The organism is Microcystis aeruginosa NIES-2549, assembly GCF_000981785.2.
In the GTDB taxonomy this organism is placed as follows: Bacteria; Cyanobacteriota; Cyanobacteriia; order Cyanobacteriales; family Microcystaceae; genus Microcystis; species Microcystis aeruginosa_C.
In genome coordinates this window covers 3,943,600-3,964,238 of the sequence record NZ_CP011304.1, presented here as the reverse complement: position 1 = coordinate 3,964,238, position 20,639 = coordinate 3,943,600, and the positions used below count along the sequence as shown (strand labels likewise).

General features: G+C 44.2%; 16 protein-coding genes and 1 pseudogene. 11 read left to right on the top strand and 6 right to left on the bottom strand.

The window, feature by feature from the left end:
• Positions 1-116: 116 nt before the first annotated feature.
• Positions 117-1,028, bottom strand: a complete 912-nt coding sequence (locus myaer_RS19450) for a COX15/CtaA family protein (protein WP_046663289.1) — start codon at positions 1,026-1,028, stop codon at positions 117-119.
• A 314-nt stretch (positions 1,029-1,342) separates the two neighbouring features.
• On the opposite strand from myaer_RS19450, the gene myaer_RS19445 reads away from it, so the two are divergent.
• The 3 genes from myaer_RS19445 to myaer_RS19435 all read left to right on the top strand — a co-directional run bounded on the left by myaer_RS19445 (position 1,343) and on the right by myaer_RS19435 (position 4,800).
• Positions 1,343-2,308 (top strand): cytochrome c oxidase subunit II, encoded by a 966-nt coding sequence (locus tag myaer_RS19445; RefSeq protein ID WP_046663288.1) that lies wholly within the window; start codon positions 1,343-1,345, stop codon positions 2,306-2,308.
• 29 nt (positions 2,309-2,337) lie between these two features.
• Positions 2,338-4,014, top strand: coding sequence for a cytochrome c oxidase subunit I (ctaD, locus tag myaer_RS19440; RefSeq protein ID WP_046663287.1), 1,677 nt, complete (start codon positions 2,338-2,340; stop codon positions 4,012-4,014).
• A gap of 162 nt (positions 4,015-4,176) precedes the next feature.
• Positions 4,177-4,800: a cytochrome c oxidase subunit 3 gene (locus tag myaer_RS19435; protein WP_002738397.1), complete on the top strand. Its 624-nt coding sequence runs from the start codon at positions 4,177-4,179 to the stop codon at positions 4,798-4,800.
• A gap of 329 nt (positions 4,801-5,129) precedes the next feature.
• Here the strand turns inward: myaer_RS19435 and myaer_RS19430 are convergent, their stop codons facing one another.
• Together myaer_RS19430 and myaer_RS19425 are read right to left on the bottom strand one after the other, a co-directional pair.
• Positions 5,130-5,492, bottom strand: a complete 363-nt coding sequence (locus tag myaer_RS19430; protein WP_004163872.1) for an acyl carrier protein — start codon at positions 5,490-5,492, stop codon at positions 5,130-5,132.
• On the bottom strand, positions 5,470-7,269 hold the full coding sequence (locus myaer_RS19425) for an acyl-CoA dehydrogenase family protein (RefSeq protein ID WP_046663286.1): 1,800 nt from the start codon (positions 7,267-7,269) through the stop codon (positions 5,470-5,472). The genes myaer_RS19430 and myaer_RS19425 overlap by 23 nt, the downstream gene beginning before the upstream one ends.
• A gap of 467 nt (positions 7,270-7,736) precedes the next feature.
• Here myaer_RS19425 and myaer_RS21790 point away from each other — a divergent pair, with 467 nt between their 5' ends.
• The 5 genes and pseudogenes from myaer_RS21790 to lpxC all read left to right on the top strand — a co-directional run bounded on the left by myaer_RS21790 (position 7,737) and on the right by lpxC (position 12,578).
• The gene (locus myaer_RS21790; RefSeq protein WP_052734204.1) at positions 7,737-7,952 is read left to right on the top strand and encodes a hypothetical protein; all 216 of its coding nucleotides are present in this window, start codon (positions 7,737-7,739) and stop codon (positions 7,950-7,952) included.
• A 90-nt stretch (positions 7,953-8,042) separates the two neighbouring features.
• Positions 8,043-8,273 (top strand): annotated as a pseudogene (locus tag myaer_RS22755) (transposase); the annotation flags it as partial.
• A 179-nt stretch (positions 8,274-8,452) separates the two neighbouring features.
• The gene (locus myaer_RS19410) at positions 8,453-9,331 is read left to right on the top strand and encodes an Hpt domain-containing protein (RefSeq protein WP_046663285.1); all 879 of its coding nucleotides are present in this window, start codon (positions 8,453-8,455) and stop codon (positions 9,329-9,331) included.
• 361 nt (positions 9,332-9,692) lie between these two features.
• The gene (locus myaer_RS19405; protein WP_235614868.1) at positions 9,693-11,666 is read left to right on the top strand and encodes a BamA/TamA family outer membrane protein; all 1,974 of its coding nucleotides are present in this window, start codon (positions 9,693-9,695) and stop codon (positions 11,664-11,666) included.
• Between the two features lie 99 nt (positions 11,667-11,765).
• The gene (lpxC, locus tag myaer_RS19400) at positions 11,766-12,578 is read left to right on the top strand and encodes a UDP-3-O-acyl-N-acetylglucosamine deacetylase (protein WP_046663283.1); all 813 of its coding nucleotides are present in this window, start codon (positions 11,766-11,768) and stop codon (positions 12,576-12,578) included.
• Here lpxC and myaer_RS19395 read toward each other — a convergent pair.
• A complete protein-coding gene (locus myaer_RS19395; RefSeq protein WP_046663282.1) occupies positions 12,575-13,450 on the bottom strand; it encodes an N-acetylmuramoyl-L-alanine amidase-like domain-containing protein in 876 nt (291 codons plus the stop codon). The two genes, lpxC and myaer_RS19395, sit on opposite strands and share 4 nt — an antisense overlap.
• 309 nt (positions 13,451-13,759) lie before the next feature.
• Complete coding sequence (locus myaer_RS22185; protein ID WP_046663281.1) at positions 13,760-14,293, bottom strand: PEP-CTERM domain protein; 534 nt, start codon at positions 14,291-14,293, stop codon at positions 13,760-13,762.
• Between the two features lie 580 nt (positions 14,294-14,873).
• Between myaer_RS22185 and myaer_RS19380 the strand changes: the two genes are divergently transcribed.
• Positions 14,874-18,884 carry a magnesium chelatase subunit H gene (locus myaer_RS19380; RefSeq protein WP_046663280.1) on the top strand — a complete coding sequence of 1,337 codons (4,011 nt, stop codon included), beginning with the start codon at positions 14,874-14,876 and terminating at the stop codon, positions 18,882-18,884.
• An 85-nt stretch (positions 18,885-18,969) separates the two neighbouring features.
• Here myaer_RS19380 and myaer_RS19375 read toward each other — a convergent pair whose 3' ends face one another.
• On the bottom strand, positions 18,970-19,467 hold the full coding sequence (locus myaer_RS19375) for a DUF2335 domain-containing protein (protein WP_235614772.1): 498 nt from the start codon (positions 19,465-19,467) through the stop codon (positions 18,970-18,972).
• A gap of 513 nt (positions 19,468-19,980) precedes the next feature.
• On the opposite strand from myaer_RS19375, the gene myaer_RS22180 reads away from it, so the two are divergent.
• Together myaer_RS22180 and myaer_RS19360 are read left to right on the top strand one after the other, a co-directional pair.
• Positions 19,981-20,172, top strand: a complete 192-nt coding sequence (locus myaer_RS22180) for a hypothetical protein (protein ID WP_052734203.1) — start codon at positions 19,981-19,983, stop codon at positions 20,170-20,172.
• A 154-nt stretch (positions 20,173-20,326) separates the two neighbouring features.
• Entirely contained in the window at positions 20,327-20,554 is a 228-nt protein-coding gene (locus myaer_RS19360; RefSeq protein WP_046663277.1) for a type II toxin-antitoxin system HicB family antitoxin, read from the top strand.
• Positions 20,555-20,639 lie beyond the last annotated feature (85 nt).

The following is a 20,639-nucleotide window of genomic DNA, read 5'->3' as shown; positions in this document are numbered from 1 at the left end:
GGGACAAAATTAACTTCTTGGTTAGGATGGGCAAAAGGCAAGAGGCAAAAGGCTTCGGCCGTGAGCTCAGCCGAACGGCAAGAGGTGGTTAGATATGTGCAATTAATTGTGTCTAGTTACTTAGGGGCGAAAGAACGATCGCGAAGGGCGAAAGTGGTAAAAGCGACGAGGGTTCCCACCAATAGCGCACCGATGCTGTGGTGGGTAATGGTTAAGGGTTCCACCTGTAGATGCAGTTTCAGGGTGGCAACGCCCAAAAATACCTGTAGGGCGACTAATCCCCCGGCGCTAAAAGCTAGTTTTTTGAGGAGAGGATGGATAGCGGCAGTTCGCCAAGCGAAGAAAACTAGGGTTAAAACCGAGATAGTGGCGGGAAAAACCCCGATAATGTGGCTATTCATCACCGTGCAGAGTTGGGAAACCGTTAAACACTGATGGGCCGCCCAACGGGAACCGACGAGACCGCCGAGGAGACATTGCAGATAAACTAGACTGGTGGCGACCATTCCCATCCCAGTTAGTTTTCCTATCGTACCTGTGCCACGGTAGGGAGTCAGACCGATAGCAATGACGATTAGGGTGGAGAAAAAGAGCAAAGCTGTGGCTAAATGGGCCGTTACGATGTCAAATCGCAGTAATTGGGTGACGGTTAATCCTCCCAGCACTCCTTGCAGGAGAATTAAAGCCAAGGCGGCGATCGCCGAGGGCAACAGCCAAGGGGGAAGATGGCGACGGTACCACCAAGACAGACCGACGAGAGCGATCGTACTAAACCCGATCAAAGAGGCATCGAGACGATGAAACCACTCCAGAAATACCTGTAGATTCATCTGCTGACTAGGAATCCATTGACCGTAACAGAGGGGCCAATCGGGACAAGCTAAACCGGCGTTCATAACTCTGGTGGCAGCACCCACCACCATGAGGGCGAAAGTAGCGATCGCAATTTTCCAGACTAAGCGGCGCATCCACACCTGAATATTGCCAGTTTCTCTTAGGGGTGTCGGGTTAAAAACAGATTCGGTCATCGGTTTGCCTGTTCTCAAGGAGTCTGTCATCAAAGATCATGGCTTTGTTTGCCAGTTACTTATCACTGTGAATGAGTTTTTTTACGACAGGTAAAACCTTTTAGATATTCTTTAGATTTCTGGCCATTTCCGTTACATTTGTTTACATAAACTCAGAATAAAACATAAAAATTAGTTATTTTAAATACTTTCCCTGAAAACGATCCCAAAGAAAAGATAAAATTCTCAGAAGATGCTGGTTAAATTTCCCATCTATACGGGAATCATGTTTTAGCCTTGAATAAGTAGCCACTATTAAAAATATTGAAAAGACCGTGAAAATTCCCAGCAGTATCCTGACGCTCGTACTCGGGATCACCTTAACCTTAATTAGTCTCTGGTATGGCCAAAATCATGGCTTAATGCCCGTGGCCGCTTCCGAAGATGCTCAGGAGATAGATAATATCTTTAATCTGATGATGACCATCGCCACGGGACTATTTTTAATAGTTGAAGGCGTGATTATCTATATAGTGATTCGCTTTCGCCGCAAACCGGGGGATCAAACCGACGGGCCGGCAGTGGAGGGCAATGTCCCCCTAGAAATCTTCTGGACAGCCATCCCGACGGTAATCGTTTTTATCCTTGCCGTCTATAGCTTCGAGATTTATAACAATATCGGCGGTCTCGATCCCTTGATTTCCAAGGGTGGCAAAGGAGAAATCGCCCACCACGGTCATCACCACGGCACGATGATGGCCCTGGGCGGCGATCGCAGAGTAGCCCTAGGTATCGGCAATTCCTACGATGGTGAAGGAGTTCCCCCCCTAGTGGTCAATGTTAAAGGCATTCAATACGCTTGGATCTTCACCTATCCCGAAACTGGCATTGTTTCCGGGGAACTGCACGCCCCCGTCAATCGCCCCGTGCAACTGAATATGGAAGCGGGGGATGTGATCCATGCTTTCTGGGTTCCCCAATTGCGTCTAAAACAGGACGTTATCCCCGGACAGGAAACGGTGTTATCGTTCACATCCAACCAAATTGGTCAATATCCGATCATTTGTGCGGAACTTTGCGGGGCCTATCACGGCGGCATGAAATCTAGCTTTGTGGTTCACTCCCAAGGGGATTACGACCAATGGGTGCAGGATAACACAATCGCCGAAGTTGACAGCGATCAAACCGTAGCTATGACCGCTAAAGATCGCTCTGATAGTCAATATTTGACCCCCTACACCGAAGAAATGGGCATCGACGCTGAAATCCTCGCCCAAGTTGCCCATCAGCAGCAAATGTAATTTTTCTTGTCATCTAAAATCTTGGTATTATGACAGCATCAACGGAAATAACCACCCCAGCAACCGTTCCCGAGGTGATCCATCACCGCAAGTGGACTGATTACTTCACTTTCTGCACCGATCATAAAGTCATCGGTATTCAATATCTGGTGACTGCCTTTCTTTTCTTCTTTATTGGCGGTGCTTTCGCGGAAGTGCTGCGGACAGAATTAGCCACTCCCGACCCCGATTTTGTCTCCCCGGAACTATATAACCAATTCATGACCATGCACGGAACGATCATGATCTTTCTTTGGATCGTTCCGGTTGGGGCAGGTTTTGCCAATTATCTCATTCCCCTGATGATTGGGGCGGAAGATATGGCTTTTCCTCGTCTTAACGCTGTGGCTTTCTGGCTTAACCCCCCCGGCGGGCTGCTATTGTTATCCAGTTTCTTTGTCGGCGCCCCCCAGTCCGGTTGGACTTCCTACCCACCTTTAAGCTTAATTAGCGGCAAATGGGGGGAAGAATTGTGGATTTTGAGCCTTTTATTGATCGGGACTTCCTCGATTTTAGGCTCGATTAATTTCATCACCACGATCCTGAAAATGCGGATTCCTGAGATGGATTTGTACAGTATGCCGCTATTTTGTTGGGCAATGCTGGCCACCTCGACTCTGGTACTGCTTTCCACCCCCGTTCTCGCTTCTGCTCTCGTTCTCTTATCCTTTGATTTAATCGCTGGCACGAGCTTTTTTAATCCCGCCGGGGGCGGCGATCCGGTGGTTTATCAGCATATGTTCTGGTTTTACTCCCATCCTGCTGTTTATATCATGATTTTGCCCTTTTTCGGCACGATATCGGAGATATTACCGGTTCACGCGCGTAAACCGATTTTTGGTTATCGAGCGATCGCCTATTCCAGTCTCACCATCTGTTTCTTGGGTTTAATTGTTTGGGCCCACCATATGTTCACCAGCGGCACCCCCGGCTGGTTACGGATGTTTTTCATGGCGGCAACCATGTTAATCGCCGTTCCCACGGGCATTAAAATCTTTAGTTGGTGTGCCACCCTTTGGGGGGGTAAACTCAGTCTCAATACGTCTTTGTTATTTGGGATTGGTTTCCTGTCTTCTTTCCTCATCGGTGGTTTGACTGGGATTATGTTGGCTTCTGTTCCCTTCGATATCCACGTCCACGATACCTATTTTGTCGTCGGTCACTTCCATTATGTACTATTTGGTGGTACGGCAATGGCCCTGTTTTCGGCCGTTTACCATTGGTTCCCGAAAATGACCGGACGGATGTATAACGAAACTCTCGGTCGTATCCACTTTGTTCTCACTTTTATCGGTTTGAATTTAACTTTCATGCCGATGCACGAATTGGGATTATTGGGTATGAACCGTCGTATTGCCCTGTATGATGTGCAGTTTCAGGGTTTAAATGTTCTTAGTACCGCAGGGGCTTATATTCTCGGTATATCAAGTATTCCCTTCGCTATTAATATGGTCTGGAGTGCCTTTAAAGGTCAACCCGCCGGTCGTAATCCTTGGCGCGCTTTAACCCTAGAATGGCAAACTTCCTCTCCCCCAATTATCGAGAATTTCGAGGAAATGCCGATTCTTTGGTCCGGCCCCTACGATTACGGTATTGATATGGAAGAATCAGAAGCAGCGGAATCAGTACAAGATCTCCTCGCTGAAGTGGGTGCGGAATCGCAATAATCAGTTATCAGTTATCAGTTATCAGTTATCAGTTATCAGTTATCAGATGTGAGTTTTCAGTTCACTGATTACTGTTTACTGTTTACTGGACGGCTACGCCGTGCCTTTGGCAACACTGAGAAAAAGCTCCCCGTCTCCCGTGTAAACTAAGGATATTCAATTATGCAAGGTTCAACGCTCGAAGATTCTCAACTCTCTGTCAATTATCATCAGGAAACGGTGGAACACGGACATCATGGCCACCCAGATCATCGCTTATTCGGTGTGGTTCTGTTTCTAGTGGCGGAAAGTTCCATCTTTTTAGGCTTATTTGCCGCTTTCTTGTTCTACCGTACCATGTTACCCGTTTGGCCCCCCGCCGGCACGCCAGAATTAGAGTTAACCCTACCGACAATTAACACGATTATTCTGGTGTCCAGTAGTTTTGTTATGCACATAGGACAAAAGGCGATTAAACAAAACAATAATGCCGGTTTACAATTGTGGTTCGGCATTACTGCCCTGATGGGAATTATCTTCCTTTGTGGTCAAGGATACGAATATTATCACGCTGAATTCGGTCTGACAACTAATGTTTTCACCAGCGCTTTTTATGCCTTAACCGGATTCCACGGTCTCCACGTTACTTTTGGTTTAGTGCTGATTCTATCTGTCCTCTGGCGTTCTCGTCAAAAAGACCACTATTCTAGTCAATCTCACTTTGGTGTGGAAGCAGCAGAATTATACTGGCATTTCGTCGATGTGGTCTGGATTATCCTGTTTTTACTGGTGTATATCTTACGCTAATTTTTGTTATTTAGTAGGAGAAAAGGGCGATCAATTGATCGCCCTTTTTTGTATATTTCAATTTATAAGTAGTCGTACAAAATAAATTTCCTAGTGGTGAGAGGGAACTCCAGAACTGCGGAACGGGCAACAGAAAAGAAATACAGCGATTGTTGCTTTACGGAGAAATGGGTAATTAATTTTGTTTAGGTACTTAGCAATTCCTATACTGGTGAGTAGAGAACAGAGCCAATTGATAACTAATATAGGTGGGTTACGGCGAATACTAGATAATTTTCCCTAGCATAAATTGTCGTCGCCTAACCCACCCTACACCTGATCACTGATAATTAACGACGACCGAATAAACTCCAACCCTTGCCACCACTAACGGCCGGTTCGGCTTTTTCAGCGACGGGAGCAACTTCTGCGGGGGTTTCCTCACCGGAAAGATTAGAAAGATCGTAGTTTTCTACTAGGAAAAGAGACGCTTTTTCAATAGTAGAATGATCCCAGAAAAGGGTGGAAGGTAACTCTTGACCGACCCAATCTTCCAGATCACCCACCATCGTTACCGCATCGATCGAATCTAAACCATAACGGGTTAAAGGTTCAGTCACATTAATTGTTTTTGCATCCAAAGACAACTGATCGGCCAACTGTTTAACTAACCAATTTTGTACGAGATTATTAAGATTGGAGTTGGAGTTCATGGGTTTTTTCCTCGGTAGTTTGTGAAGGGGCTAATTGAAAAGGCACGATCGAAAAATGTTGATTTTCTCGATATAATTTCAGCAATTCTTGGGCAACATTTTCTACATACACCTCAGACAGAGTGTAAGGCAGCGGCCGCAGAGTTCGCAGTAATCGGTGTAAACTCAACACCAACCATTCCCCCCGGGCAAAAAATTCACCCAAGATGGAACGATTATAAAGCCAAGTGTGTAAACAAGCGGAAGCAGCGTGTAAAGTACAGTATTTCTTGGCAATCTCGAACAATTCGGGTGATTGGTCGTGACCATACTCGAATTTCGATTGACTAATCTGTTCATCGTGAGCATTTAGTTCCTCTAAAACTAAATTACCCAACATCAATAGATTTTCTAATACTTCCGGGTCCACCTCCTGAGAATCTTTCAATCCTTCTAGCATATCAAGGGCAATCTCTAAACCCTGTAGGGAATCATCCATTCCCCGGCCAAATAATTCTAAATTATTGGGTTCAAAGGGAGGAACTGACTTTTCTAGGCTAAAAATCGCCTCTAAACGGCTTTTTAACGCCGACATGGTGCGCGAGTTGCGTTTAGCCCGATATTTAGTTAAAGGACGCAATTGTAGGATTAAAGCATGAAGATTGACGATGGAACTGCCGTCAAACATACTGATAATCGAATTATCCCGCAGTAGCTTCTGGAAGATGCCGAATTCGTGTTCTTCTCGCATATAAAAACGCGACCCCAAGACCACATAAACACTATTAACCATCTCCTCCAGACGGACGGTGACAAAATATTTTACCACCGAAGCCCAGACGCTAAACTGTTCGGGGATAATATGAAAACCTCTCGCGGCCGGAATCGTCTCGCAATCGCAAATAAGGATGTCAAGGAAAGCATCCACGAGAGTGCGCCGGGGTTGGGGCAAATCCATCACAGTTTTGTTATAAATTACCCGATTAACGGCAAAACCGAGGGTAGTTCTCAAAGCGGTATCGGCTGCCCCGTGGGAAAAAGCCGCGCACAACATTCGGGTAATCTGGAAACCTTTCAGGGCTAATTCTAAACCGTCTCCCTCCTCGCGTAAACGCATGGAATCGGGGACGAAACAATCTTTAAAACCAATGCCACTCATATCCGAGGCGCGCACGCCATGGGTGTATATTTTCGGCAAATTATAGTATTTTTCGGGGTCTAATTGCCGTTTATCTACCATAAATAGGGTTAAACACTTTGGCCCGCCGTTAGCATCGGTTTTCGCCAAAATAAAGGAAACTCCAGAGATAGTCGCCCGGTTAATCGGCCATTTCTCCCCATTGAGAATATAACCTCCTTCCACCTTCGTCGCGGTCAGATCACCATTGATCAGATCGCTGCCGTGTTCCTTTTCCGAGTAACCCAGACACATCGCCCCATAGTCATCCATGATAAAACGGGCGAGCTTCTGTTTCTGTTCTGGGGTTCCCGCCATCCAGTTTAAAAACGACCAGAATAGGGTAGTAAAAGCGATGCCGATAGTTTGATCCCGTCGAGAAAGTACCCGCACAAAAGCGACAAATTCCTCAAAAGAGGTGAATTCACCGCCGCAATCGGTGGGAATGTAGTAGTGTTGGAGTTTCCAGTCGTATAACCAGCGAATTTCCTCGTGGGGAAATTCTTCGCTCTCGTCAATTTCGATCACCCGCTTGTAGGATAGAGGGTTATCGGGATTGAGAGGATCGCCTAAGTCTTTTTCCAGTGCTTCAGCAGTCCAGTATTGCTTAAGCTTTTTCATAGTGCCTCTAGGACAGATACAATGTGTTTTTCGTCAATGCCTTCGGTTAGAAGACCCGACCATGCACAAAAATTAATGACCATTCTAGACGTTTGGCTGTAGGATGGCAACAATTCTTAATTTCCCCTTTACCTTAAATGTGCTAGAAACGCCTTGGGTGGGGTGCTAGACTACCCTCGCTGGTAATTATGCCCAAATTGAGGTGATGAAACCGCACAGTGCCGTATTGGGTTTGGTAATGATTTGGTAGTAGTGGTAGGCCATGTTGCTTATCCGGCAAGAATTGTGTAAAATATTTATTAATAAAAATAATTGGCTCAAATCAGTCTTTAAAACTCTAGCTTGATGATGACTTTTATGATAAATATAGTCATTTAAAATAACTATGATACAAGTAAAAAATAGGGTAAGATAAAGAGAAACGAGCAACCCATACAGAATAATATTGAGAGAATTGATTAAAATATATGGAATTGAAAGCCTTGTATTTATTGATAAGTGAGAGTTTGAAGAATTTCCAGCCTGTCTTTATGCTCGATGCACAAAAAGGGAAGAAAGTTTTGGGAGATAGACAGGGAAAACGGGGAAAAAGAGGGAACCTTGTCGCTGGGAGAAGACAGGGTAAAAAAGATTTTATACTAAATCCGTTGAGTATAGGGAGCGATAACTGGGATTTTATTTGAAGCGTTTATTATCCGAATATTAGTTCCTAAGCTCTGGGAAGGTGCGGTAATCAATATCGATAACTGTAAAATTCATTCAGTGAAGATGTCAATAAAGCGGTGGCAGAAAAAGGAGCTAAACTAATTTATTTACCTCCTTACTCTCCCGATTTTGCCCCGATTGAAAATTTTTGGTCACAAATCAAGTCAATCTTGAGAAAATTAAAACCGAGAACTTATCGAGAGCTAGATAAAGCTTTAGAAGAGGCTTTTAAGCAAGTCTCGGAACAAGACCTTCGTAATTGGTTCACACACTGTTGCTATTGTACTTCATCTATCTGAGAAAGACTGTAACTATATCTTTTTGTGGCTCGAAGCTCACAGCCTTTCTGGGCAAACCTTTGAGCTTAGCTTGTCCCCGTCTGGGGCGGTTTTCCTAGCCATTGCCTCATAACTGATATATTTCCTGAAAAACTGGGCAATCTAGGACTAGACAGCATCGTGATAAAGGGGATAAGACTTTGGACTCTGCTAACGCTCGGAAAATTCTCGGCTATTTCATCGAAGAAGCAAAAGAACACCTGGAAACTTTGGAACAGGGGATTTTAGACTTAGGCAATCTCGTCAACAACAATGAACAGATGAACGAGATGTTTCGTGCCGCCCATTCCGTCAAGGGGGGGGCGGCCATGTTAGGTTATAGCAGTATCCAAAAAACTGCTCACCGTCTTGAGGATGCTTTCAAAATACTGAAAGAAAATCCCCTAGAAGTGGATCAAAAATTAGAATCTTTGTTCCTCAAGGGTTATGATCTGCTTCAGATATTGATCGATAAGCTGCAGAGTCCCTTAGGTTTGCAAGGCGAGGAAGCTAACGCGATCGTTAAAAACGGTGAAGCGACTTTTGCCGAATTACGCGCCCATCTTAACTATCTTCTCGGCCGGGGAAAATCGACCCCAGCTATTGCGGCGGACTCTTCTATTTCTATCAGGGTCAGAGATATCCTCAAACAGATGTTACAACTGTTTAAACAGGAAGAAACCAGTGCTTCCCGTCAGCAATTACAAAAATTAATTTTACCTCTGTCTAAATTGGCTTCAGAACAGCAACAATGGCAATATTTAGTTAAAAATGCCCAATCGGCCCTGGCTAACCCCAAACATTCCTATCGTACTCTCGCCCCAGTTATTATTAAGGAATTAAAACAAGCCGGTGATTTATTAGAATGGGGTCGCGGGGAAGAAATCACCGTCAGTCAAGAATTGCAATTATTAGCCACCGCCAAATTACCACAAATCCTGATCACCCTGGAACCAGAATTAGTAGCTAGTACCCTGCTGCAAATGTTCAATCGCCAACAGGTCTCGCAACTGGTACAGTTATTACAAACAAGACGTTAACAGCTGCCCCCGCGTAACTAATTGTGCGCCCACCGAGGTGGCAATCATCCTCGATGGTGAATTGGGATAGAGCCAAACCAGAAAAAGCTAAGATATGGCAAGATAAAAACTTAATGCTGACGGCTGACAAATATCAGACCTGAGGCAGTATCTCTTGAGTCACCGGTCAAGCCGGGATTTACTGAGAGTAAGCGATCTGCTAGAGTTTTAACGTTCGTTAAATTTCTCGGGCAGAGAAAACAAACAAAACCATAATGGTGTTACTGGGTGTGTGGAAGTGCTTAAAAATCTCAATTTTTCGAGGCGATACTCCTCGCTGGCCTTGCTGCTGGCTATTTTCGGATTATTTCACGGGACGGTAATGGCCGAAGAAGAACCCCCAGAGACGGTTTTTCCCCGCGTCGAGCAGCTAGTACAGTCTCCTCCCGCGACGGGAGAAACTACTCCACCCGTGGCACCACCGACGGAAACCCCAACCCCTCCAGAAACTCCCCCAACTTCCCCACCAGCGCAGGCCGAGGAGTCGCGAGTTTTGGTGGCTGAGGTAGTAGTACAGGGGTCCGATCGAGAATTGGAAAATCTAGTTTATAATACCATTCGCACCCGACCCGGACGAAGCACAACTCGATCGCAACTACAAGAAGATATTAACGCCGTTTTTGCCACGGGTTTTTTTGCCGATGTGCGGGCAGTTCCCCAAGATACGCCCCTAGGGGTGCGAGTCACCTTTGAGGTGCAACCTAACCCCGTTTTTCAGGGGGTACAGATTCAAATTGCCCCGGAAACCGTGGACAAATCGATTTTACCTGCCGGGGTGGTCGAGGAAATTTTCGCCGGTCAATACGGCAAAACCCTCAATTTGCGGGAATTACAGGCGGGGGTCAAAAAAATCAATGACTGGTACAGCAAAAACGGCTATGATCTAGCCCAGGTAATCGGTGCGCCGCAAGTCACTCCCGATGGTCGGGTGATTCTGGTCATTTCCGAAGGTTTAATCGAAAAAATTCAAGTACGCTACTTTAACGTCGAACAGGAACCGGTCAAGGGTAAAACCAGAGAATTTATCATTACTAGGGAAATGCGCCTAAAAGCGGGAGATATTTTCAACCGCAATACGGCGCAACAGGATTTACAGCGTGTTTTCGGTCTCGGTTTATTCGAGGATGTGCGTCTGTCTTTTTCCCCCGGCAGCGACCCAAGGGAGGTGATTGTTAACGTCGATGTGGTGGAAGGTAATACCGGTTCCCTGGCCGCTGGGGGTGGTATTAGCTCGAATGCGGGCTTATTCGGCACTGTTAGCTATCAACAGCGCAATTTTGGCGGTAATAACCAAACCTTAGGGGCAGAAGTCCAGTTAGGGGAACGGGAATTTTTATTCGATCTGAGTTTTTCCGATCCTTGGATTGCCACGGATAACTTCCGCACTTCCTACACGGTCAACGTTTTCCGGCGACAGTCGATTTCTCTGGTTTATGATGGGGAAAATTCCTCAATTAGGACGTTGAACGATAATGATAGTCCCCGTATCGTCCGGACGGGTGGCGGTATTACTTTTGTCCGTCCTTTGGCTCCCGATGTGTTTACAAAACCAAAATGGGTGCTTTCCCTAGGCTTTAACTATCAACAGGTACAGGTGCAAAATGCCAATGGGGACATCTCCCCTCTGTCTGCACCTCTCAACGGTTTTGGCAGTCAACAACTGGCGTTTAGTTCCTCTGGAATTGATGATCTACTTTCCCTAAATATTGGCGCTATTCGAGATTTTCGCGATAATCCCCTGCAGCCTACCAGTGGTTCTTTCCTGCGTCTAGGTTTAGAACAAACTATTCCGGTCGGTTCTGGCAGTATTTTCGGCACTCGTGTTCGGGGTAGTTACAGTTACTTTATCCCCGTTCGGTTGATTAATTCCTTTAATCTCTTTGAAACCGATATCTTTAAAGGTCAGCAATCCCTCGCTTTTAATGTGCAAGCAGGGACAGTATTAGGCGATTTACCCCCCTACGATGCTTTTATTGTGGGGGGTAGTAACTCTGTACGGGGTTACGCCGAGGGAGAAGTGGGTAGCGGTCGCAGTTATTTCCAAGCGACGGCCGAATATCGTTTTCCCATTGTCGCAATTATCGGGGGGGCTTTATTTGTCGATTTCGGCACTACTGTTGGTTCCCAAGGCGATGTCCCCGGTCAACCCGGGATTGTCAGGGATTTACCCGGTACTGGTCTCGGTTACGGTTTAGGTGTTCGGGTACAGTCTCCCGTCGGCCAAATTCGGGTTGACTACGGTTTTAATGTCGATGGTGGTTCTCGTCTCCATTTCGGTATCGGGGAACGATTCTAATCAGTTATCAGTTATCAGTTATCAGTTATCAGTTATCAGTTATCGATAAATTTAGTTCTTTTTGTTGTTCACTGACCAAAGCTTTATTACTTGATAATTATGGTTTCTACTATCGCTAAACAATTTGAATTATCGGGAATTGGGCTGCATTCGGGGGAGATAACCAGGGTGCGAGTCTGTGGGGCAAATCCGGGGGAAGGACGTTATTTTGTCCGCAGAGATTTAGCCAATCAACCGATTATTCCCGCTCTAGTTTCTTCGGTTTACCAAACGACTTTATCAACGGAATTAGGACAGGGAGAAGCAAAGGTTAGAACCGTTGAGCATTTATTAGCGGCCTTAACCGCGTTGGGGGTAGAGGATGCTCGCATTGAGGTGGATGGTGCGGAAATTCCCCTCCTCGATGGTTCGGCCAAAATCTGGGTGGAAGCGATCGAAAATGCTGGTTTAGATAACTCTTTTTCTCCATCAGATTTAACTATTTCTCAACCGATTTGGTTGTACGAAGGAGATGCTTTTGTGGCGGTGATTCCTTCTCCTGAATTACGTTTTACCTACGGCATCGATTTTACCTATAAACCCATCGGTAATCAATGGTATAGTTGGAGTCCTGATCAAGAAAGTTTTCGAGATGCGATCGCGTCTGCCCGGACTTTCGGTTTTGCCGATCAAATTGAATATCTGCAAAAGGCTGGTTTAATTAAAGGAGGCAGTTTAGAAAATGCTTTAGTCTGCGATCAAAATCAATGGTTAAATCCTCCTTTACGCTTTGAAAATGAACCAGCAAGGCATAAATTATTGGACTTAATTGGTGATTTGAGTTTACTGGGAACCATTCCCACCGCTCATTACATGGCTTTTAAAGCTAGTCATAAACTCCACATTCAATTAGCTCAAGCAATTCAGGGTTAATTATTTCTTGGATCAAGGGGACGAACGACAAAAATACCGATGGCTTTGTCCACTTTAGTGATATATTTTTCTAGGTCTTTAGCAATGGTAATTTGACCAGCAGGAGAGGCATGAATTAAGCCAATTTTGCCATCAGGAAAGCGATAAACTAGACCGGTATGGGTGGTATCTAAACCAGCAATATTAGTCACGACACCGATAATATCTCCAGCTTGTAGTTGTGGATAAATATCTTTAATCTTAGCGGTGGGAATATAGGTTAAGGATAAACTTTCTAATTGCCGTTCTACCTGTTGAATACAATCGTAATTACTTTGAGTTTTTAACTGGGGATATAGAGGGCGATTTTTACTCATAAAGTTGAGCTTTTTGTCAAGAGTAATTCCACCTAATTTTTGAGTTATATTTTCTAGATTGCCCCGTTTTTGGTTGTCATTAATCCAATCGGAAAAGTAGTGAAGACGACTACAATAACCGTCGAGAATACCGTGGCGATAACGCTGATTTAAAACCTGCTGACTAAAAGCAGAATACTGATAATTTTTTAAAGCAAAATTGTGACTCAAAGCGAGAACTGTTTCCACAAATAGGACACAATCAAACTCTTTTAAAGAGATAAATAATTTTTCTGTTGCCGAGCGATCGAGTAATCCTGCTTGATATTTTGCTCCTAAAAATTGAGTGGCGATATTCTGGATTATATCAGCCATGGGTAAGCGATCAAGTTGTTGATTTTGAGCGTACTGCACCAGTTTTTGATAATTAGGATCGCTGACTTCTTGAGCAAGAATAGTTTCCGATCGAGCTATACTCAAGGGAATTAAAACAGGATTAATTAATAAATAGGGTAAAGTTATCCAATTAAAAAACATTGTCGATCGATTACTGAAAATAATAGGATCTACGCCGATAAATTCCGTTATTTTAGTCCTAAAGGTCAGTTAATCCCAACACCGGTCGAAGCCGCTATTCTGGAGAAACACGCGAAAGAATCTGAACGTCAACAAAAAGAACTGGCTTTACAGCAAAAGGAACATGAAAGACAACAAAAAGAACTGGCTTTACAAAAAATTGAGCAATTAACGGCAAGATTAAGAGAATTAGGCATTAATCCCGATGAAACCCTCTAGGGTGCAAGGTGGTCAGTGAGTTTATCGAACTGCTTGCACCCTCACCTCTCATTAACCCCGTTTCTTACCTCTAGAAGCCAAGGCACCCAACCCTAACCCCAATAGGGCCACAACGCCACCCGGTTCAGGGGTGGATTGTACCGGTACCGGACCGGGAGTACCAGGCGTGATGTCATAATATGATGAACCTGATAGGGGGTCTATAAGCCCAGCGTATAAAGCGCCACTAGGCTCTAATTTATAACCATCAGCATTGCCACTGCTCCGAAAGTTAGCATCAATAATTGTTCCTGTCCCGTCGGTGCGAAAGGCCCAATTGTTTAAATTAGCTAGGGTAAAGGTGGTTGTCGAGGGACTAGAGGCTAAACCCGTAAAGGTGAGGGAAAACCCTTGCAGGCCATTGAAGTTACCAGGAAAACTGATATTTGTATTCGGTGCTAACAAACTATCATCGATGTCAAAATAACCAGTTCCCGCAGAACCGTAGGTCAAAGGAACACGAACGGTAGCGGCTTGGGCAGCCAAGGAAAGAGTACTTAAACCGATGGCGGTAGCGGCAACAGCTACAGAGGTTTTTAAGGACATACAAAACAAAGAAAAAAACATTATCAGTTGCGGAAGATAACATAGGGGGGGGTAATGTCAAGTATTTTCAAGAAAATTAATATAATTTAATTAATTACAGAGAATTAAGTAGGTAGGCGTTAAAAATCATCAGACACCCCCCTTATCAAGGGTAGGGTTGATTCATGAATCAACCCTACCTTATCAAGGAGGGCAGGGGGGATCGAACCTAAAATCCATTTTTAATTTAATTATAACCAGCTACTTATCAGATCCTAACCCTGATCATCTTTGAACAGGGACATCTCCTCCGAGTTGCTATTTGTTACCACTTTTTATTAAAAAAGTCAATAGATTAAATATTAATTTTTGTAAAGAAAAGCTTGAGCAGTTACTCAGAAAGCTCTTTACCATCTGTTACAAAATATGGCAAGATATTTATCGAATTGTGTCAAAACCCAGAGTAAATGCTCATCAGGGTTACATTTTCTGATACAAAACAGAAACATATATCTAAATACCTTAAACAAAGGGCGATCGTCATCTGATGACGAAAATCACTTCATACCAGACTCAGCAATCCTAAGGAGAACCATCATATATGTTCACTCACGTCAAGTCCACCATTCGTCACATAGTTCCTGACGCGTTGAATGCTTGCCCTGAGCCAAGTCGAAGGGTTCGATCGCTGGTCAAGGTGGTCTATGTCGTGCTAGAACCTCAGTACCAAAGTGCGCTGAGTAGTGCGGTCAGGGAAATCAACGCTAACAATCCGAAACTAGCGATCGAAATTAGTGGTTATTTAATCGAAGAACTGCGCGATGCAGAAAATTATCGCAATTTTCAAGAGGATGTAGCCAAAGCTAATATTTTCATTGCTTCTCTCATCTTTATCGAAGATTTAGCCGATAAAGTCGTGGCCGCTGTCAGTCCCCATCGGGATAAGTTAGATGCGGTGATTGTCTTTCCCTCTATGCCCCAGGTAATGCGCTTAAATAAGTTAGGCAGCTTTTCCATGGCCCAATTGGGACAGTCTAAGAGTGTCATCGCTAATTTTATGAAAAAGCGCAAGGAAAACTCTGGTGCTGGTTTCCAAGATGCGATGTTAAAGTTATTGCGAACCTTACCGCAGGTCCTGAAATACCTCCCCATGGAAAAAGCTCAGGACGCACGCAACTTTATGTTAAGTTTCCAGTATTGGCTGGGAGGTTCCGCAGAAAATTTAGAGAATTTCCTGTTAATGTTGGCCGATAAGTACGTCTTCGATAACAAGGATGACAGTGTAGTTTACAAAGAACCGGTAGTTTATCCAGATATGGGTATCTGGCATCCTTTATCGATGAAAATGTTCGAGGATGTCAAGGAATACTTCGATTGGTACAATAACCGCAGTGATATTGCTGATGACCTGAAAGACCCCTTGGCTCCCTGTGTTGGCTTAATTTTACAGAGAACTCATCTCGTTACTGGTGATGACGCTCATTATGTCGCTCTCGTGCAGGAATTTGAGTCTATGGGTGCGCGAGTCCTTCCCGTTTTTGCTGGGGGATTAGATTTTTCTAAACCTGTAGAGGAATACTTCTGGGATAAAAGCTTAAAAGGAGTGGAAGCGGTTGCTATTGTTGATACGGTAATTTCGCTGACGGGATTTGCTTTAGTGGGGGGTCCAGCGCGACAAGATCATCCGAAAGCGATAGAATCCTTAAAACGGCTCAATCGTCCCTATATGTGCGCGTTACCGCTAGTTTTCCAAACCACCCAGGAATGGGAAGAAAGCGATTTGGGGTTACACCCGATTCAAGTGGCGCTACAGATTGCTATTCCGGAATTAGACGGTGCGATCGAACCTATTATATTATCGGGCCGGGATGGGGCGACGGGTAAAGCGATCGCTTTACAGGATCGGGTGGAAGCGATCGCTCAACGGGCGCTAAAATGGGCTAACCTAAGAAAGAAACCGAAACTCAATAAAAAGGTCGCCATCACTGTGTTTAGTTTCCCCCCCGATAAGGGGAATGTGGGAACCGCAGCCTATCTAGATGTGTTCGGTTCTATCTACGAGGTGATGCAAGCGTTACAAAATAATGGTTATGACTTGCAGGAGCTACCCGCATCTCCCAAAGAACTGATGGAAGCGGTAATCCATGATGCCACCGCACAATACCATAGTCCGGAGCTAAATATCGCCTATCGGATGTCTGTACCGGAATACGAACGCTTAACCCCCTATTCCGTCCGTTTAGAGGAAAATTGGGGACCACCACCGGGACACCTCAACAGTGATGGACAAAATCTGTTAATCTACGGGAAGGAATTCGGTAATGTCTTTATTGGGGTTCAACCTACCTTCGGTTATGAAGGGGATCCCATGCGTCTGCTCTTTTCTCGTTCTGCTAGTCCCCACCACGGTTTTGCAGCCTACTATACCTATCTCAATCAAGTCTGGAAAGCAGATGCGGTTCTTCATTTTGGCACCCACGGTTCCCTAGAATTTATGCCGGGGAAACAGATGGGAATGTCTGGGGAATGCTACCCGGATAACCTCATCGGGATGATTCCCAATCTCTACTATTATGCCGCTAATAACCCCAGCGAAGCGACCATCGCTAAACGTCGTAGTTATGCAGAAACCATCTCCTATCTTACTCCCCCCGCAGAAAATGCTGGACTTTACAAGGGGTTAAAAGAACTCAGCGAGTTGATCGGTTCCTACCAAACCCTGAAGGATAGTGGGCGTGGGGTGCAAATTGTCAACACCATTGTTGATAAATGTTTATTAGTCAATCTGGATAAAGATATAAGTTTACCTGATGGTGACACTGCCGATCTCAGTCAAGAGGAACGGGATAATATTGTCGGTTCGGTCTATCGTAAACTGATGGAAATTGAATCGCGCTTACTTCCCTGCGGACTTCATGTTATCGGTAAACCCCCCTCGGCCGAAGAAGCGGTGGCAACTTTGGTCAATATTGCCAGTTTAGACCGGGAAGAAGACGATTTACTCTCCTTACCCCGAATTATTGCCAACAGCATCGGCCGGGATCTAGAGGAAGTTTATCGCAATAGCGATCGAGGGGTGTTAGAGGATGTGGAATTACTGCAAAACATCACCCTAGCGACTCGCGCTGCTGTTGCTGCTTTAGTCAAGTCCCAAACTGACCCAGAAGGTCGGGTATCGATGCTTTCTAAGCTGAATTTCTTGAATATAGGCAAAAGATCGCCTTGGCTGGAAACTTTACAGGAGATGGGTTATCCAAAGGTTGATCCGGTGGCGTTAAAACCCCTGTTTGAATACCTAGAATTCTGTTTAGAACAGGTCTGTGCTGATAATGAATTAGGGGCCCTATTAAAAGCATTGGAAGGGGAATACGTTCTTCCCGGTCCTGGTGGCGACCCCATCCGTAACCCCGGAGTTTTACCGACGGGTAAAAATATCCACGCTTTAGACCCCCAGTCTATCCCGACCCTAGCGGCGGTAAAATCGGCTAAAATCGTGGTGGATCGTCTGTTAGAACGGCAAAAACTGGATAATGGCGGTAAATATCCTGAAACCATCGCTTGTGTTCTCTGGGGAACTGATAATATCAAAACTTATGGGGAATCCCTGGCACAAATTCTCTGGATGGTGGGGGTTCGTCCTGTTCCCGATGCTTTGGGACGGGTGAATAAATTGGAATTAATTCCCCTAGAGGAGTTAGGAAGACCGCGCATTGATGTGGTGGTCAACTGTTCTGGTGTTTTCCGGGATTTATTTATCAATCAGATGAACTTGCTTGACCAAGGCGTAAAAATGGCCGCGGAAGCAAATGAACCGGTGGAGATGAATTATGTCCGCAAACACGCTATTGAACAAGCAAAAGAAATGGGTTTAACGGTTCGACAGGCAGCCACCCGCATCTTTTCTAATGCTTCCGGTTCCTATTCTTCTAACATCAATCTCGCGGTGGAAAATAGCAGTTGGGAAGATGAAAAAGAGTTACAGAATATGTATCTCAACCGCAAGGGTTTTGCTTTCGATTCCGATAACCCTGGGATGATGGCCGATAATCGTCAGTTGTTTGAAGCATCTTTAAAAACTGCCGAGGCAACTTTCCAAAACTTGGATTCTAGCGAGATTAGTTTAACCGATGTTTCCCACTATTTCGACTCGGACCCGACAAAAGTTGTCGCTAGTTTACGCGATGATGGCAAAAAACCGGCGGCCTATATTGCCGATACTACCACCGCTAACGCTCAGGTGCGTACTTTATCGGAAACCGTGCGCTTGGATACCCGCACCAAGTTACTCAATCCCAAATGGTACGAGGGAATGTTAAGTCACGGTTACGAAGGAGTCCGAGAGTTATCGAAGCGTTTGGTTAATACGATGGGTTGGTCGGCAACTGCTGATGCGGTGGATAATTGGGTTTATGAAGATGTGAACACCACTTTTATTCAAGATGAGGAAATGTGTCAGCGTCTGATGAATCTCAATCCTAATTCTTTCCGCAAGATGGTGGGAACCCTGCTAGAAGTTAATGGTCGCGGTTACTGGGAAACTTCTCAAGAGAATTTAGACCGCTTACAGGAACTTTATCAAGAAGTGGAGGATCGCATCGAAGGAATCGAGTAATTGATCTAGTAAAATAACTCAAGGTAGAGAGGCAAAATATCGCTTCTCTACCATTTTTGTCTAGGAACAACTTACAGTATTTGAATCACTTGTCTTGATCATCTTGTTGGGACTGAATTCTTCTCTCTTTATCCCCTGTAACAAAAACCGTCACCAAACCTGTTAAAGTACCCGCACTCATAATCCCAGATGCCCAAACTTTATCATTAATCCCTAGATAAATAGAGCCACCTAAACCAACTATCGCAATCGTAAAACCGGCAATTTGCCCAAGATAAGAGCGGATATTATCGTTTTTTACCAGTTCTGTTTCTATCTTTCTTCGATGTTCACCTTCTTTCTCCGTCATAGACAAAATCCTATCAGCACTACCAGGCAAAACTTCTTCATATCCTTTTAGAATTGTTGGATGAGGAATCGGGCCAGAGAAGGTTATGCTTTGGTTTATTTGTTGCGGTCGAATCGGGGTTATAGTTGACTGATCAATAGTCTCATCTTCTAATATTTCATCTATGGACTCTAAAGGTCTTTCAACTAGCTCACTATTATCCTGGTCTTCTGACTTTTTACTTTCGTCGGACATTTTAAGACAACTTTCCCCCATATTCACAAATGGCATTGTAAATATCTAATCCTGTCTTCATCCAATCAGACTGAATTGCGGCAGCGTCTGGGTTCAAATGTACTTTTTTGCCCACAGGAACACGACAACGATAATCTAGATTGGCACGACAAGTCCCCCCTATATCTAGAACTGAGACCAGACCATCCATAAAGTACCGTCTAGGAATAGAGTAATTTTGGGAAGAAATGTCACGATAGTATTTTTTTACCATAACACCCTCGTTTAAGTTATGCCTACCCCTTTATTCTAGCATTTTATCATAGCAATTTTTTGAATTTATAAGAAATTATCACACTTAACCCATTGTTTACAGTTACAACACATAGCCACTACATTCGTACTATTAATGATCAAGGCAATTGACCGACCTTATCATTAAATCTTGACAAATATAAGTTTAAATTATAGCTATTGCGCCCTAAGAGCGATAATATTTAATATTAACCAGATTTATACCAAAGATAAATCATTATGGAAAACGTCACAGAAACTCCCATTTTATCTCCTAAAGGAACCTTTCCCGCCACTGTCGTTAAGGTTATTGACGACTATAAATTAGTAATGAATAGAGGTGAACAGAACGGAATTCGAGAAGGTCAAAGAATGATGGTTTATCGTGAGGTACAGGAAGAATTATTTTTGTTCAAGATAAAATATCTATAATTGAAACCGATCAGAAAAAAACTTATAGAAAAAGAATAGAAAATTCTCCTTTTGCATTGAGGAGTTATAAATCTGAAGTGGTAGAATCCGATGAATTAAAAACTTTTGATAATGCTAAAGTTGGCGATTTAGTCAAACCTATTTAGACCTATCGATGGAACAACCAATATTAGAATACTTTCTGTCTCTTAAATATCCGATTTCAATTTATCCCGAAGAAGAAGGAGGATACACGGCGTTAATTCCAGATTTAGATGGTTGTATTACTCAGGGGGAAACTTTAGAGGAAGTGATGATTAATATTGAAGAGGCGAGAGAATTATGGATAGAGACGGTTTATTTTAGTGGTAAAAAAGAAATTACCATGCCTTCTAAAAGATAACTCAAAAAATACCAGAAACTTTCGTTCTTTCGAGTATTGTACCCCGCTCTTGATCGGATTTATCGCTCTTTTTGCGTAGGTTGGA